Here is a 13,424-nt window from a genome sequence, read left to right as displayed (position 1 = left end):
ACCACACCACTGGTGTACCGCCATTGACACGAGGCAGACTGCTCGGCCGGGCTCCGCACTCCGCGGCAGGCCCGGAGGAGGGACAGCGACACATGACCAATCCCACACGGCTGCTCCGCCGGGCGGGCAGCCTCGCGGTGGCCGTACTGGCCGTGGCCGGGCTCACCGCCGGCACCGCGGCGGCCGCGCCTGCCGGTTGGGGCGGCACGGACGTCCGGTTGATCGCCTTCAACGACTTCCACGGCAACCTGGAACCGCCTGCCGGGTCGTCAGGGCGGATCACCCTCTCCGACGGCAAGCAGGTGGAAGCCGGTGGCGCGGCCTACTTCGCCACCCACCTGAAGAACCTGCGCGCGCAGGCCCGCAACTCGATCGTGCTCTCCGCGGGCGACAACGTGGGCGCCTCGCCCACCACCTCGGCGCTCTTCCACGACGAGCCGACCATCGAGTTCCTGAACAACATCGGGGTGGCCGCCAGCGCGGTGGGCAACCACGAGCTGGACGAGGGCTACGCCGAGCTGCTGCGCATGCAGCGCGGCGGCTGCCACCCCAAGGACGGCTGCCAGTTCCGCGACCGCTTCCGCGGCGCCCGGTTCCCGATCCTGGCCGCGAACATGACCTTCGAGAAGGACAACCGGCCCGCCGCGCTGCCGTTCACCATCACCTGGGCCGGTGGCATGCCGGTCGGGGTGATCGGGGTGCCGCTGGAGGACCTGCCCAGCGTGGTCTCCGCCGAGGCGATCAAGGGCCTGAAGTTCGGCGACGAGGTCGAGGCGATCAACCGGACCGCGGACACGCTGGACCGCTTCGGGGTCAAGGCGATCGCGGTGCTGCTGCACCAGGGCGACAACACCGAGGGCGGCGGCCCCAACGACTGCCGCACCACGCCGGGCCCCGCGCGGGAGATCGCGCAGAAGGCCTCGGCCAAGGTGGACATGATCTTCACCGGGCACAGCCACCAGCAGTACGTCTGCTCGATCAACGACCCGGCGGGCAGCTCGCGACCGGTGCTGCAGGGCGCCTCCTTCGGCCGGATCCTGTCCGCGGTGGACGCCCGGATCGACTGGCGCACCAGGGACGTCGTGCGGTCCTCGGTGAAGGCGTTCAACACCGTGGTGACCCGAGACGTGGCCGAGGACGCCAAGACCAAGGCGCTGGTGGAGGAGGCCAAGACCAAGGCCGCGCCGATCGCGAACCGGCCGGTCGGCTCGGTCACCGCCGATGTCGGCCGGACCGCGGCCGCTTCCGGCGAGTCCCAGCTGGGCAACCTGATCGCGGACTCGCAGCTGGCGGCGTCCACGGTGGCCGGCGCGCAGTTGGCGCTGATGAACCCCGGTGGCGTGCGCACCGACCTGACCTTCGCCTCCTCGCCTGCCGGTGAGGGCAACGGCGTGGTCACCTACGGCGAGGCGTACGCGGTGCAGCCCTTCGGCAACATCCTGCAGACCATCTCGCTGACCGGCGCCCAGCTCAAAGCGGTGCTGGAGCAGCAGTGGCAGCAGGGCCCGGCCGGCATCGTGACCAGGGTGCTCCAGCCCTCCAGCACGCTGAAGTACGCCTGGTCGGCCTCGGCCCCGCTGGGCAACCGGGTCAGCGGCATCACGGTGGCCGGGCAGCCGGTGGACCCGGCGGCCAAGTACCGGGTCACGGTGAACAACTTCCTCGGCGGCGGTGGCGACGGCTTCACCGAGCTGACCAAGGGCACCGAGCTGGTCGGCGGCGCGATCGACCTGGACGCCTTCACCGACTACCTGGCCGCGCACCCGAACCTGGCGCCCCCGGCCACCGACCGGATCACCGCCAAGCCCTGATCACGGCTGCGGCGCAGGGCCCTCCAGCGACAGCAGGGCCTTGCGCAGCAGGGCGGCCAGCTGCTGCTGTTCGGTGGCCGAGAGCCCGGAGAGCAGCTCCCGCTCGGTCTCGATGTGCGGCACCAGCACCTCTTCGGCCAGCGCCACCCCGGCCTCGGTGAGCCGCACCAGCACGCCCCGCCGGTCGGCCGGATCGGCCTCGCGCACCAGCAGTCCGCGCGCGGCCATCCGGTCGATCCGGTTGGTCATCGCGCCTGAGCTGATCATCATCGAGGTCAGCAGCTGCCCCACGGTGAGCCGGTAGGGCGCGCCCGCCCTGCGCAGCGAGGCGAGCACGTCGTACTCCCAGTGCGCCAGTCCGAAGCGGGCGAAGTTGCGGCCGATCCCCTTGTCCAGCAAGGCGTGCAGCCGTGCGGTCCGGCCGACGATGCCCACCGGGCTGACGTCGAAGCCCGGCTTCTCCCGCGCCCACTGCTCGATGATCACATCCACCGCGTCCCGCATCCGCGGAACTCTATCTTGACGTCGAGACACCTGCTGCCGTACAAATCTCGATGTCGAGATACTTGACGTCGAGATACCTGGGGCGCACTTGTCCGCACTGCTGGCCCGGACCGCGATCGCCCCGGTGCTGTGGGGCACGACCTTCCTGGTGACCTCGGAGCTGCTGCCGGTCAGCCCGCTGTGGAACGCGCTGTTCCGCGCGCTGCCCGCGGGGCTGGTGCTGCTCGCGCTGCGCCCCGGCCGCCCGCGCGGGGACTGGTGGTGGCGGGCGCTGGTGCTGGGCGCGCTGCACATCGGGGTGTTCTTCACACTGCTGTTCATCGCGGCGCAGCGACTGCCCGGCGGGGTGGCCGGGACGCTGAACTCGGTGCAGACCGTGCTGGTCATCGGCCTGGCCGCGCTGGTGCTGGCCGAACCGGTGCGGGCGGCCCAGCTGCTGGCCGCGGTGATCGGGATCGGCGGGGTGGCGCTGCTGGTGCTCAACGGCGAGGCGGCGCTGGACACCGTGGGCGTGCTGGCCGGGCTGGCCGGCGCGGTGAGCGTGTCCGCCGGGATCGTGCTCAGCCGCCGCTGGGGCCTGCCGCCGGGGGTGTCCGGGCTGACGCTGACCGCCTGGCAGCTGCTCGGCGGCGCGCTGGTCCTGCTGCCGGTGGCGGTGCTGGTGGAAGGCGCGCCGCCCGCGCTGGACGGCGGGGCGCTCGGCGGGCTGCTCTGGCTGTCGCTGGTGGCCACCGCGCTGGCGCACACGCTCTACTTCGCCGGGCTGCGCCGGATCCCGGCAGGCGCGGTGGCGCTGATCAGCCTGCTGACCCCGCTCACCGCGACCCTGCTCGGCTGGGCCGTGCTGGACCAGCGCCTCACCGGCTGGCAGCTGCTCGGCGGGGCGCTGGTCCTGGGGTCGGTGGTAGCTGCTCGGCGCGGGCCCCTTGCCTGGCATCGGCCGTGCCACGGCGCGTCCGGCAAGGCGCCGGGGCGCCCGCGTACTGGTGGTACGTGGGTGTTCCGGCAACGCCGCCGGTCGCGTCGTGGTGCGGTCGAGGCCAGGTGAGGGGCCCGCGCCGAGCAGCTCCGGTCAGGTCAAGAGGTCTACCCAGACCAAGTGGTGGTCGGAGGTGTCGTTCAGGCGGGCCAGCGGCGAGCGCGCGGTCGGCCAGAAGACGCCGGCGGCCAGCGGGAACAGCGGCCGGGAGGGCAGCACGTAGTCGATGCGCAGGTTGCCGGGGGCCTTGTCGTTGAAGTCCCCGGTGTCCAGCCAGGACTTCCCGCGCTGGCCCACGTTCGCGCCGCCCTGGTCGCGGGCCGCCTCGATCGCGCCCAGGCTGCCCGGCTTCGGGTCGATCACCTTGGGCGCCTTGAGGATCTGGTTGATCGCGTTGGCGTAGCTGTCGCCGTCCACCGGGTCGGCGTTCTGGTCGCCCGCGAGCACGAACCGCTCCCCCGGCTTCAGTCCGCCGCGCCGGCCCGCGTCGTCGTAGAGGTAGCCGCCCTTGCCAGGGGTGACGTAGTCGGCCCACAGCCGGATCTCGTCGTGGTTGCGGCGGCCGTTGCGGTCCTCGGGGCCGTCGAAGGTGGGCGGGGTCGGGTGCGAGACCAGGAAGTGCGTGGTCTTGCGGCCGATCCGGATCGGCAGGTCCCAGTGCGACTTGGAGGACAGCCGGAAGGCGGCCAGCTCCGCCGCGGAGTACCAGCCCTCGGGCAGCACCGCGCCGGGCATGTCCTGCCAGCGGAAGTTCTGGAAGGTGCGCACCGCGGCGGTGTCGATCGGGAACTTGGACAGCACCGCCATGCCGTACTGGCCGGGGAAGAGGCCGAAGCCGAACGCGTCGTCCCCGCCGCCGACCTTGCCGTCGTTGTTCAGGTCGAACCCGGAGGGCACACCGGTGTTGACCGGCGCGGTGTAGGCGTACGGGTAGTCGATCGCCCGCGCGCCCTGCTGGCCGAGGGCCAGGTAGTTCCGGCGGAAGAGGTCGACCGCGCGGTTGCCGCTGACGTAGTCGAACTCGTTGAGCAGCAGCACGTCCGGCCGGGTCCGCTGGATGACCTCGGCGACCTTGCGGGCCTGCGCGTTGTCCGGGGTGGACAGGTGCGCGAGCAGCTCGCCGTCGGCGTTGCGGTTGAGCGAGGCGTTGAACGTGGCGAAGCGGACCGCGCCATGGGTCTGGGCACGGTCCTCGGTGGCCTGCGCGGTTGGCGCGAGCACCCCCGTCGCCACGACCAGCGAAGTCGCCAGCCCCAGCAGTCGACGCATCCGGATCACGGACACCTCCCTTTCTCCTCGGGCACCCTTCCAGTCGCGCGCGACCGGTGGTTGAGCGCAGGATGAACAGCAGCTGGCCTATCTTCGGCGACGAGCGGGAGTTGTGGTGCGTTTCAACGAGGACGCCGAGCTTGATGTTTCCCAGGTCGAGGACCTCGGCGGGTCCGGCGGCGGTGGCGTGGGCAGCCGGGTGGCCATCGGCGGTGGCGGGCTCGGCGTGGTCGGGTTGCTGATCTGGTTCCTGTTGTCGCAGTTCGGCGGGGGTGCGCTGCCCAGCGTGCCGGGCGGGGCCGCGGACCGGGACTCGGTGCCGCGCGGCGAGATGGTCAACAGCGGCAAGCTCGCGGAGAAGTGCAGGACGGGCGCGGACGCCAACCGCAGCCAGGACTGCGCGGCGATCGCCTCGATCAACTCCATCCAGGGCTACTGGACCGACGTGTTCGCCCGCTCCGGCCGCACCTACCGCAAGGCGACCACGAACTTCTTCAACGGCGCGGTGCGCACCGGCTGCGGCAACGCCGACTCCGCGGTCGGCCCGTTCTACTGCCCCGCCGACAACGAGGTCTACATCGACCTGAGCTTCTTCAAGGAGCTGCAGGACCGCTTCGGCGCGGCGGGCGGCACCTTCGTGGAGGCCTACGTGCTCGCGCACGAGTACGGCCACCACGTGCAGAACCTGCTCGGCACCTCCGACCAGGTGCGCGGCAACGCCACCGGTCCGGAGTCGGGCTCGGTGCGGCTGGAGCTCCAGGCCGACTGCTACGCCGGGGCCTGGGCCAAGCACGCCACCACGGTGCCCACGCCCTCCGGCAAACCGCTGATCGCCGAGATCACCGACGACGACATCAAGCGGGCGCTGGACGCGGCAGCGCGGATCGGCGACGACTTCATCCAGTCCCAGCTCAACGGGCGCAAGCCGGACCCGAGCCAGTTCAGCCACGGCAGCTCCAAGCAGCGGCAGAAGTGGTTCAGCACCGGCCTGAAGACCGGCAACCCGGCCTCCTGCAACACCTTCGACCGGAACGTGGACCTGGGTTAGACGCCGAGCAGCTCCCGGCAGGCGTCCAGGCCCTCGACGTCCAGGGTCCAGTCCGGCCGGACGAACTCGGCGGCGGGCAGCCGCAGCCCCATCTCGGTGGCCACCTGGCCGCGCCGGGCCACCAGCTTGCTGCCGTTGTCCCGGTAGCCGAGCCTGCGGCTGACCCCGAGCGAGGCGTGGTTGTCCGCGAAGGCCTCCGAGCGGGCCTGCACCGCGCCCAGGTGGTCGAAGGCGAAGGCCAGCACCGCCGCGCGCATCTCAGTGCCGAAGCCCTTGCCCTGGTGCGCCATGCCGAGCCAGGAGCCGGTGCGCACCTCGCGGGTGATCGCGAACTCTTCGGCGGAGAGGGACTGGTTGCCGATCACCCGGCCCTGGTGCCGGACCAGGAAGCCGATGGTCCACTTCGCCGGGCTGAGCTCGGCGCGCTGCCGCCAGTTGTACTGGGCCACACCGCGTTCCAGCTCGCCGGGAGCCCGGTCGGTGAACGGCACGATGAACGGCATCTCCGCTGGTGGGTGGATGCCCTGCCCGGCAAGTCCGGCCAGCTCCAGCAGGCCGGCGTCGTCGTCGGGGCGCAGCTCCAGGCGCGGGGTGCGCAACACCAGGTGGCGCAGTGGCCAGGGGTCCATGTCAGGCTCCCAACATCTCTCGGCAGGCGTCCAGGCCGTCGACTTCGAGGGTCCAGTCCGGGCGTTTGAAGCCGCCCGGGGTCACCCGCTGCTCCACCTGGACGGCAGGCTCGCCACGGCGGACGACGCGCCTGGTCCCGGTGTCCTGGTAGCCCAGCTTGCGGCTGACCGCGCGGGAGGCGGTGTTGTCCGCGAAGGCCAGCGCGTGCCCCAGCTCCGCGCCGAGGTGGTCGAAGGCCAGCAGCAGCACCGCGGCCCACGCCTCGGTGCCGAAGCCCTGCCCCTGGTGGGCCATGCCGAACCAGGAACCGCAGCTCACCTCGCGCAGCACCCCGAAGTTCTCCGCCATCAGCCCCTGGGTGCCGATCACCCGGCCCTGATGCCGGACCAGGAAGCCGACGTCCCAGCTCTCCGGGCTGTGCTCGGCCCGCTTGCGCCACCGGCTCTGCACCGACCCCCGGCCGAGCTCGGCAGGCGACATCTCGGTCCACGGCATGGAGAAGGGCATCTGCTCCGGCGAGTGCACCCCGGACAGCGCCACCTCGGCCATCTCCAGCAGGCCCGCGTCGTCATCCGGGCGCAGCTCCAGGCGCGGGGTGCGCAACACCAGGTGGCGCAATGGCCAGGGGTCCATGCCAGCCGATCGTCCGGGATGGCGGGCTGCCACGCCACCGAATTGGGTCTAGCTTCAGGGCATGTACGCGATCAGTATCCGCGAGCCCGGTGGTCCAGAGGTGCTGCGCTGGACGCCGAGGCCCGATCCGGAGCCGGGCAAGGGCGAGGTCGTGATCGACATTGTCGCGGCCGCGGTGAACCGCGCCGACCTGTTGCAGCGCCAGGGTTTCTACCCGCCGCCGCCCGGGGTGACCACCGTGCCGGGGCTGGAGTGCTCCGGCCGGATCGCCAAGGTCGGCAAGGGCGTGACGCAGTGGCAGGTCGGCGACGAGGTGTGCGCGCTGCTGGCCGGTGGCGGTTACGCCGAACGCGTAACCGTGCCCGCGGTGCAGGTGCTGCCGGTGCCCAAGGGCGTCGACCTGGTGACCGCGGCCGGGCTGCCCGAGGTGACCTGCACGGTCTGGTCGAACGTGGTGATGCTGGCCGGGCTGACCGCGGGCGACACCTTCCTCGCGCACGGCGGCGCCGGTGGCATCGGGACCTGCGCGATCCAGATCGGCAAGGCGCTCGGCGCGACGGTCGCGGTGACCGCCGGCACGCCGGAGGGCCTTGCCGAGTGCACCCGCCTCGGCGCGGACATCACGGTGAACTACCGCGAGCAGGACTTCGTCGAGGTGGTCAAGGAGGCCACCGGCGGCAAGGGCGCGGACGTGGTGCTGGACAACATGGGCGCCTCCTACCTGGCGCGCAACATCGATGTGCTGGCGGCGGGCGGCCGGCTCGTGGTGATCGGCATGCAGGGCGGCCGCAAGGCCGAGCTGGACCTGAGCAAGCTGCTGGCCAAGCGGGCCAGCGTGGCCGCGACCGGGCTGCGCGGCCGGCCGGTGGAGGGTCCGGGCAGCAAGGCTGAGGTGGTCGCGGACGTGCGCGAACGACTGTGGCCGCTGGTCGAGGAGGGCAAGGTCAGCGTGGTCGAGCACGCCAGGGTGCCGATGCAGGAGGCGGCCGAGGCGCACCGGCTGCTGGAAGCGGGCGGCGTGGTCGGCAAGATCCTGCTGGTGCGCAAGTGAACGGAAGCCGGCCCTTCCGGGCGAGGTAACCAACTAGTTGGCAGACAGTCGGGCGCCGCGGGTGTTCGCTGGTGGCATGAACAAGATCTGGCTGGTCACCGGCAGCTTCCGCGGTCCCGGGCGCGGTGTGCGAGTCCGGCGGGCTGGACTTCGCGGACTAGCCGGGGTCGAGCATGCCGACGGCCAGCCGGGTGCCGGTCGGGTCGGCCCGGAAGCGCAGGCCGAACTGCTCCTGCCAGCGGGTGAGCACGGTCAGCTCGCCCGGCCGGTCCACGTCGTCGAGCAGGATGGTCGCGCCCGGCGCGAGCGCCCAGCGCAGCACCGGCAGCGCCGGGTAGCGGGCCAGGTCCTTGCCCGGCTCGAACGCGGGCGGGCCGTCCACCAGCAGCAGGTCGACCAGGCCGAAGCGGTCCACGTAGGCCATCACCTCGTCGTGCACCAGCTGCGGGGAGTACCAGTCCAGCGTGCCGACCGCGGCCGGGTGGCCGCTGAGCGGGCAGTGCACCGCCCTGGCGATCTGGTGCAGGCCCTCGCGGCGCAGCTGGGTGTTGACGAAGGCGGCCCAGCGCTCGTCGTGCTCAAGGGAGAGCAGGTGGCCGAAGCCGCGGCGGGCCAGCATCCTGGCCACCACCACCGAGGAGGAGCCGCTGCCGCATTCCAGCAGCACGGTGCGGTTGCCGACCATGGCCTCGTCCAGCACGGTGGTCAGCCCGGACGGGCGCAGGGAGGCATCGCCGAAGGGCAGGTACTCGGTGAGCAGCGGCGCGAGCTTGTGCCAGGCGGCCAGATCGGCCATCGCCCTGGCGAGCGAGTCGTTCAACCACCCTCCACTGCTGCTGACTCAGCGCAGTTCGGCCACCGCGCGCACGAGCTGGTCGACCTCGGCCGCGTTGGTGTAGTGGGCCAGACCGACCCGGATCGCGCCACCGACCTCGCCGACCCCGAGTGCGGCGAAGACGCCATTGTGCCCGGAGTCGTGGAAGGCGCACACCCCGCGTTCGGCCAGATGTTCCACCGCTTCCCAGGCCTTCGCGCCGGTGATGGTGAAGGCCAGCGAGGGGACCCTGCGCATGGCGTCGCCGATGACCATCACGTGCCGCATCGCGCGCAGCTCGTTGATCAGGTTGGCCAGCAGGCCGGCCTGGTAGGCCTTGACCGAGCCGAGCGAGGTGAGCAGCCGCTCCCGGCGCGGGCCGATGGCCGCGTCGTCCAGTCCGGCCAGGTAGTCCACCGAGGCGACCAGTCCGGCCAGCAGCGGGTAGGCGTGCGGGCCGAGCTCCAGCCGCTCCGGGCCGCGGGCGCCGTGTTCGAGTGCGGCCGAGGGCAGCCGGTCGAGCAGGCTGGCGTCCCGGAAGGCGAGCGCGCCGACCGGCGGGCCGCCCCAGGCCGAGGCGGAGACCGCGACCACGTCCGCGCCCATGGACAGCACGTCCAGCGGCACGAACGGGGCGGCCGAGGAGGCGTCCACCACGACCAGGGCGCCGTGCTTGCGGGCGACGTCGGAGACGTGCCGGACGTCCGGTCGGGTGCCGACCGCGCCGGAGGCCGCGGTGATGGCCACCGCCTTGGTGCTGCCGGTGATCAGCCCGTCGTACTGCCAGGCGGGCAGCTCGCAGGTCTCGATGTCGATCTCGCCCCAGCGCACGCTGCCCCCGGCGCGCTGCGCGGCGCGTACCCAGGGTGAGACGTTGCCGGGGTGGTCGAGCCGGGAGACGACCACTTCGTCACCCAGCATCCAGGCCTCGCCGAGGGCGTCGGCGAGGCGTTGCAGCAGGGCGGCGGAACTGGGTCCGAGGACCACGCCGGCCGGGTCACAGCCGACCAGGTCGGCTACGGAGCGACGGGCCGCGTCCACGATCGCCTCTGCCCGCTGTGAGGCCGGAAATATTCCGCCCGGCCCGGACACCGGAGCGCGCAACGCGGTCGAGACCGCGGTCGCCACCTGTTCGGGTACCTGCATACCCGCTGGTGAATCGAGGTGGACCCACCCGTCGCCCAGCGCGGGGAACAAGCCCCGTACCCGAGCGACGTCGTACGCCATGAAAGACACCGTACGGAGGACGCCAAATCGCCTGAACCCCGGGGTTGCCTGGTGACCGCGGGTAGGCGGCGGTTCGGGGTATCCGAGTCGCATTCGGCCACCAAGGGGAGCGAGGATGGACCCATGAACCAGCCCAGCGACAGCGAGCAGCAGGTCGTGGTCATCGGACCGGACGGCACCCCCATCGGCACCGCCCTCCCGTTCGGCAACCCGGTCACGGAAGGTGACGGAGAGAACTCCGGGAACGATGTCAGCGACATGGTCGAGCAGCCGGCCAAGGTGATGCGGATCGGCACCATGATCAAACAGCTGCTGGAGGAGGTGCGCGCCGCGCCGCTGGACGAGGCCAGCCGCAACCGCCTGCGCGAGATCCACAAGTCCTCGATCACCGAGCTGGAACAGGGCCTCGCGCCCGAACTGCGGGACGAGCTGGAGCGGCTGTCGCTGCCGTTCAACGACGAGGTGACCCCCTCCGACGCGGAGCTGCGGATCGCCCAGGCCCAGCTGGTCGGCTGGCTGGAGGGCCTGTTCCACGGCATCCAGACCGCGCTGTTCGCCCAGCAGATGGCCGCGCGGGTGCAGCTGGAGCAGATGCGCAGGGGCGCGCTGCCGCCGGGCAAGGGCGGCGAGGCCGATGGCGGGCACCTGGGCGGCGGTGGGCAGTACCTCTGAATCGTGACCGCTGACCCGTTGGCAGGCTAATTGAAAATGGTTATCGTCTCCTCCTGAGTGTCACTTCAGGAGGTAGGACAGCATGCTTCGATCCCTCACCGCGGTCGCGACCACGGTGTTATCCCTGTTCGCGTTGGCCCCGGCGGCGAATGCGACCACATCAGGAACCCGCGTGCTGGTGGCCGACCAGCACGCGGCCACCGTGCACGTGCTTGATCCGGTCACCGGGCGGGTGACCGGATCGGTCGCCGACCGGGTGCTCAACGACCACGCGGGTGTGGTGACGCTGCCGGACGGCCGGGCGATCTTCGTCGACGACCGCAGCCACTCGCTGGTCGCACTGCAGCTCTCCGGGACGCCCAAGGTGATCGGCAGCGCGCCGGTGGACGGCGAGGTCGCGCACCTGACCGTGGACCCGACCGGCAGCTACGCGGTGATCACCACCGCCGAGCACCACGAGCACGAGGAGCCGGCCGCGCCGCACGAGGAGGGCGCGCACCTCATCGTGGTGGACCTCAAGACCTGGCAGACCAAGGAGGTGCCGGTGGCCGCCGGTGAGCCGGGGGTGCTCATCGACGCCGCGACCGACTCGGTGCTGCTGCGCAACGACGAGCCCGCGGCGGTGCAGGCGTTCCCGCGCCGGGACCTGCTGGCGCACACCGGCACCGAGCCGCTGGCGCCGGCCAGGACGGCGGCGATCGGCGAGCACGGCCACGGCGAGGCGTTCTCCGCCCGGCACCGGGTGGTCGCCGTCGCCACCGAACGCGGTTTCGACCTGCTGCCGGTGCGCGCCGACGGATCCTTCGGCACCGCCCGCACGGTCCCCTGGGACATCTCCGGGCGCACCGGCGGCCGCGCGTTCTACGTGCGACTCGGTGATGACGGCGGCACCGTGGCCAGCTACGTCCGCGACGACCGGGCCACCGACTGGACCCAGTGGACCGAGGACGCCTACCTGGTGAACGCGGCCACCGGCGCCGCCCACCGGGTGCCGCTGGGCACGGGCTACCTGTACCGCTTCGGCCTGTCGGACACCCTGGCCGGTTACCTGGTGCAGGGCGGGCGCACCGACGAGCTGGTGCTGGTGGACGTGCGCACCGCGAAGGTGACTGGTCGTCTTGACCTGGGCACGCTGCCCGGCGGCCCGCAGGGCGGAACGGACCCGTTCGCCGCGCAGGGCCGGCGGGTCGCGCTGACCGACAACGGCGGCACCGCGTTCGTGACCGCGGGCGGCCAGGGCCGGGTGGACGTGGTGGACACCGCGACCAAGCGGCTGTGCGGCGCGCTGAAGCTGCCGACCGCGCTCAGCGGCGGCGGCTCGATCGCGGTGTGGGAGCCCGGGGTCCGGCACGCGGACCTGGTGGGGCGCTAAGGACCGACGGCCAGCGCGTGCAACACGCGCTGGCCGTTGTAGCGCGCACGGATCCAGCAGCCGACCGGCCGCACGGACAACCCAGCGGCGGTGGCCAGCAACCAGGCCCGGTGCACGGCCATGCCGGCCCGGACGAAGTTCAGCGGCTCGGGCTCACCGGTGGCCAGGAGCAGCCGCTCGGCCTGGGCGAGCTCGGGTTGCCCACAGGAGCTGGCGGCCAGGTCCGGGGTCGGGCGGACTTCGGTAAGACCGTGATCCGGCAAGGAGATCGGGCCGCGAGAAGGCCAGGCGGCGGTGTGCCGGGCGAGCAGGGTTTCCGGGGTGACCCGCGGTGGGTCCCAGGGCAGCGGGGCCGGCGGGCGGGTGCTCAGCTCGGTCAGGGCGGCTTCGATCAGCGGTAGGCCCGGTGGATCCGGGAGCGGATCTGGGGATTTGCCAGCTGGTTCCTTTGTGGACAGTCCTAGGTGGACGGTGGCGAGGGGGTACTCGCCGTGCCGCGGGGGTTGCGGGGTGAAGGCGGCGGTGGCGGGGATGGCGAGGGTGCGCGCGGCGGTGAGGATCGCGGCCAGGGCGTGACCGAGGTCGAGCAGGAGGACCGGGAGGGAGCGGGGGCCGTAGCGCCAGGTGGTGCGTTGTGGTTGCAGGGCAAGGGTGATCGTGGCGGCTGGGGGGCCGTGGAGCTCGTGGGCGATGGGGTCGTAGTAGGCGGAGCCGAGGTGGGCGTTGACCGGGTAGCGGCCGCCCGCGGAGGGGACTCGGCGGAGCCGGACACCACCGACCTTGCGGGCCGGGTCGCCGGCTAGGGAGAGGTCGAGCAGGGCGCCGAGGGCAGTGAGGTCCGGCTGGGTGGGTGGGCCGGCTTGCTGGTGGCGGCGAAGCTGACCATCGCGAATGTGACCGGTCGTCTCAGACTCGCTGACCTGTTCCTCGCCAATGTGACCGGTCGTCTCAAGTTCGCGTACCTGCTCAGCGCGAGCGTGACCAGCCGTCTTGGAAGCGCGCATTTGCGTGTCGCGAATATGACCGGTCGTCTCAGACGCTCGTGTCTGACCCGCCTGAAGGTGACCAGTCATCTCAGACGGGCGTGCCTTCTCACCCACAAAGTGACCAGTCGCCTCAAGTCCAGCGGCCCGCTCGTCCTCAAACCGACCGGTCATCTTGAGCTCGGCCGTCTGCTCACTGGGAAAGCAACCGGTCGCCTCAAGCTCGGTGGCCTGACCATCCCCAAAGTGACCGGCCTTCTCGAGTTCGGTCAGCTGCTCGCCCGCAAAGCGACCGGTCATCTCATGCTCGACGGCCTGCTGACCCGCAAGATGACCGGTCATCTCAAGCCTGGCGGCCTGCTCGTCCCCAAAGTGACCGGTCATCTCAGCATCGAGGGCCTGTAAGTCGGGAAAAGGATCAGCTGCCTCGC

14 protein-coding genes are annotated in these 13,424 nt (G+C 71.8%); 7 read left to right on the top strand and 7 right to left on the bottom strand.

The annotated features are described in order from the left end of the window. Positions 1 to 92 precede the first annotated feature (92 nt). A complete protein-coding gene (locus M8C13_RS42270; RefSeq protein WP_252486478.1) occupies positions 93 to 1,811 on the top strand; it encodes a bifunctional UDP-sugar hydrolase/5'-nucleotidase in 1,719 nt (572 codons plus the stop codon). Here the strand turns inward: M8C13_RS42270 and M8C13_RS42265 are convergent, their stop codons facing one another. Further along, on the bottom strand, positions 1,812 to 2,315 hold the full coding sequence (locus M8C13_RS42265; protein WP_252486477.1) for a MarR family winged helix-turn-helix transcriptional regulator: 504 nt from the start codon (positions 2,313 to 2,315) through the stop codon (positions 1,812 to 1,814). Between the two features lie 88 nt (positions 2,316 to 2,403). Between M8C13_RS42265 and M8C13_RS42260 the strand changes: the two genes are divergently transcribed. Then, entirely contained in the window at positions 2,404 to 3,363 is a 960-nt protein-coding gene (locus tag M8C13_RS42260) for an EamA family transporter (protein WP_252486476.1), read from the top strand. Positions 3,364 to 3,387: 24 nt separating this feature from the next. Here the strand turns inward: M8C13_RS42260 and M8C13_RS42255 are convergent, their stop codons facing one another. Continuing rightward, a complete protein-coding gene (locus tag M8C13_RS42255; RefSeq protein WP_252486511.1) occupies positions 3,388 to 4,563 on the bottom strand; it encodes an endonuclease/exonuclease/phosphatase family protein in 1,176 nt (391 codons plus the stop codon). Between the two features lie 115 nt (positions 4,564 to 4,678). Between M8C13_RS42255 and M8C13_RS42250 the strand changes: the two genes are divergently transcribed. After that, positions 4,679 to 5,611: a neutral zinc metallopeptidase gene (locus tag M8C13_RS42250; protein ID WP_252486475.1), complete on the top strand. Its 933-nt coding sequence runs from the start codon at positions 4,679 to 4,681 to the stop codon at positions 5,609 to 5,611. Here M8C13_RS42250 and M8C13_RS42245 read toward each other — a convergent pair. Together M8C13_RS42245 and M8C13_RS42240 are read right to left on the bottom strand one after the other, a co-directional pair. Beyond that, positions 5,608 to 6,240 (bottom strand): GNAT family N-acetyltransferase, encoded by a 633-nt coding sequence (locus tag M8C13_RS42245; protein ID WP_252486474.1) that lies wholly within the window; start codon positions 6,238 to 6,240, stop codon positions 5,608 to 5,610. The two genes, M8C13_RS42250 and M8C13_RS42245, sit on opposite strands and share 4 nt — an antisense overlap. Before the next feature lies 1 nt (position 6,241). After that, positions 6,242 to 6,874 (bottom strand): GNAT family N-acetyltransferase, encoded by a 633-nt coding sequence (locus tag M8C13_RS42240; protein ID WP_252486473.1) that lies wholly within the window; start codon positions 6,872 to 6,874, stop codon positions 6,242 to 6,244. A 61-nt stretch (positions 6,875 to 6,935) separates the two neighbouring features. Here M8C13_RS42240 and M8C13_RS42235 point away from each other — a divergent pair, with 61 nt between their 5' ends. Beyond that, the gene (locus tag M8C13_RS42235) at positions 6,936 to 7,925 is read left to right on the top strand and encodes an NAD(P)H-quinone oxidoreductase (RefSeq protein ID WP_252486472.1); all 990 of its coding nucleotides are present in this window, start codon (positions 6,936 to 6,938) and stop codon (positions 7,923 to 7,925) included. A 157-nt stretch (positions 7,926 to 8,082) separates the two neighbouring features. On the opposite strand, the gene M8C13_RS42230 is transcribed toward M8C13_RS42235, so the two are convergent. Further along, a complete protein-coding gene (locus M8C13_RS42230) occupies positions 8,083 to 8,745 on the bottom strand; it encodes a class I SAM-dependent methyltransferase (protein ID WP_252486471.1) in 663 nt (220 codons plus the stop codon). 21 nt (positions 8,746 to 8,766) lie between these two features. Next, complete coding sequence (locus M8C13_RS42225; RefSeq protein WP_252486470.1) at positions 8,767 to 9,966, bottom strand: cysteine desulfurase-like protein; 1,200 nt, start codon at positions 9,964 to 9,966, stop codon at positions 8,767 to 8,769. A gap of 123 nt (positions 9,967 to 10,089) precedes the next feature. Between M8C13_RS42225 and M8C13_RS42220 the strand changes: the two genes are divergently transcribed. Together M8C13_RS42220 and M8C13_RS42215 are read left to right on the top strand one after the other, a co-directional pair. Further along, positions 10,090 to 10,638, top strand: a complete 549-nt coding sequence (locus tag M8C13_RS42220; protein ID WP_252486469.1) for a bacterial proteasome activator family protein — start codon at positions 10,090 to 10,092, stop codon at positions 10,636 to 10,638. A gap of 82 nt (positions 10,639 to 10,720) precedes the next feature. Then, complete coding sequence (locus tag M8C13_RS42215; protein ID WP_252486468.1) at positions 10,721 to 12,010, top strand: hypothetical protein; 1,290 nt, start codon at positions 10,721 to 10,723, stop codon at positions 12,008 to 12,010. Here M8C13_RS42215 and M8C13_RS42210 read toward each other — a convergent pair. Beyond that, entirely contained in the window at positions 12,007 to 13,014 is a 1,008-nt protein-coding gene (locus M8C13_RS42210; protein WP_252486467.1) for a hypothetical protein, read from the bottom strand. The genes M8C13_RS42215 and M8C13_RS42210 overlap by 4 nt on opposite strands. A gap of 99 nt (positions 13,015 to 13,113) precedes the next feature. On the opposite strand from M8C13_RS42210, the gene M8C13_RS42205 reads away from it, so the two are divergent. Then, complete coding sequence (locus tag M8C13_RS42205; protein WP_252486466.1) at positions 13,114 to 13,398, top strand: hypothetical protein; 285 nt, start codon at positions 13,114 to 13,116, stop codon at positions 13,396 to 13,398. The last annotated feature ends 26 nt before the right edge of the window (positions 13,399 to 13,424 follow it).

Source organism: Crossiella sp. SN42, from assembly GCF_023897065.1.
Taxonomy (GTDB): Bacteria; Actinomycetota; Actinomycetes; order Mycobacteriales; family Pseudonocardiaceae; genus Crossiella.
The sequence above is the reverse complement of the archived record's forward strand: the minus strand, read 5'-3'. Positions and strand labels throughout refer to the sequence as shown.

Coding starts and splice junctions, on each gene's coding strand:
- M8C13_RS42225 (WP_252486470.1), bottom strand. CDS start 9,966: ATGGCGTACGACGTCGCTCGGGTACGGGGCTTGTTCCCCGCGCTGGGC.
- M8C13_RS42235 (WP_252486472.1), top strand. CDS start 6,936: ATGTACGCGATCAGTATCCGCGAGCCCGGTGGTCCAGAGGTGCTGCGC.
- M8C13_RS42220 (WP_252486469.1), top strand. CDS start 10,090: ATGAACCAGCCCAGCGACAGCGAGCAGCAGGTCGTGGTCATCGGACCG.
- M8C13_RS42270 (WP_252486478.1), top strand. CDS start 93: ATGACCAATCCCACACGGCTGCTCCGCCGGGCGGGCAGCCTCGCGGTG.
- M8C13_RS42240 (WP_252486473.1), bottom strand. CDS start 6,874: ATGGACCCCTGGCCATTGCGCCACCTGGTGTTGCGCACCCCGCGCCTG.
- M8C13_RS42255 (WP_252486511.1), bottom strand. CDS start 4,563: ATGCGTCGACTGCTGGGGCTGGCGACTTCGCTGGTCGTGGCGACGGGG.
- M8C13_RS42210 (WP_252486467.1), bottom strand. CDS start 13,014: ATGCGCGCTTCCAAGACGGCTGGTCACGCTCGCGCTGAGCAGGTACGC.
- M8C13_RS42215 (WP_252486468.1), top strand. CDS start 10,721: ATGCTTCGATCCCTCACCGCGGTCGCGACCACGGTGTTATCCCTGTTC.
- M8C13_RS42265 (WP_252486477.1), bottom strand. CDS start 2,315: ATGCGGGACGCGGTGGATGTGATCATCGAGCAGTGGGCGCGGGAGAAG.
- M8C13_RS42245 (WP_252486474.1), bottom strand. CDS start 6,240: ATGGACCCCTGGCCACTGCGCCACCTGGTGTTGCGCACCCCGCGCCTG.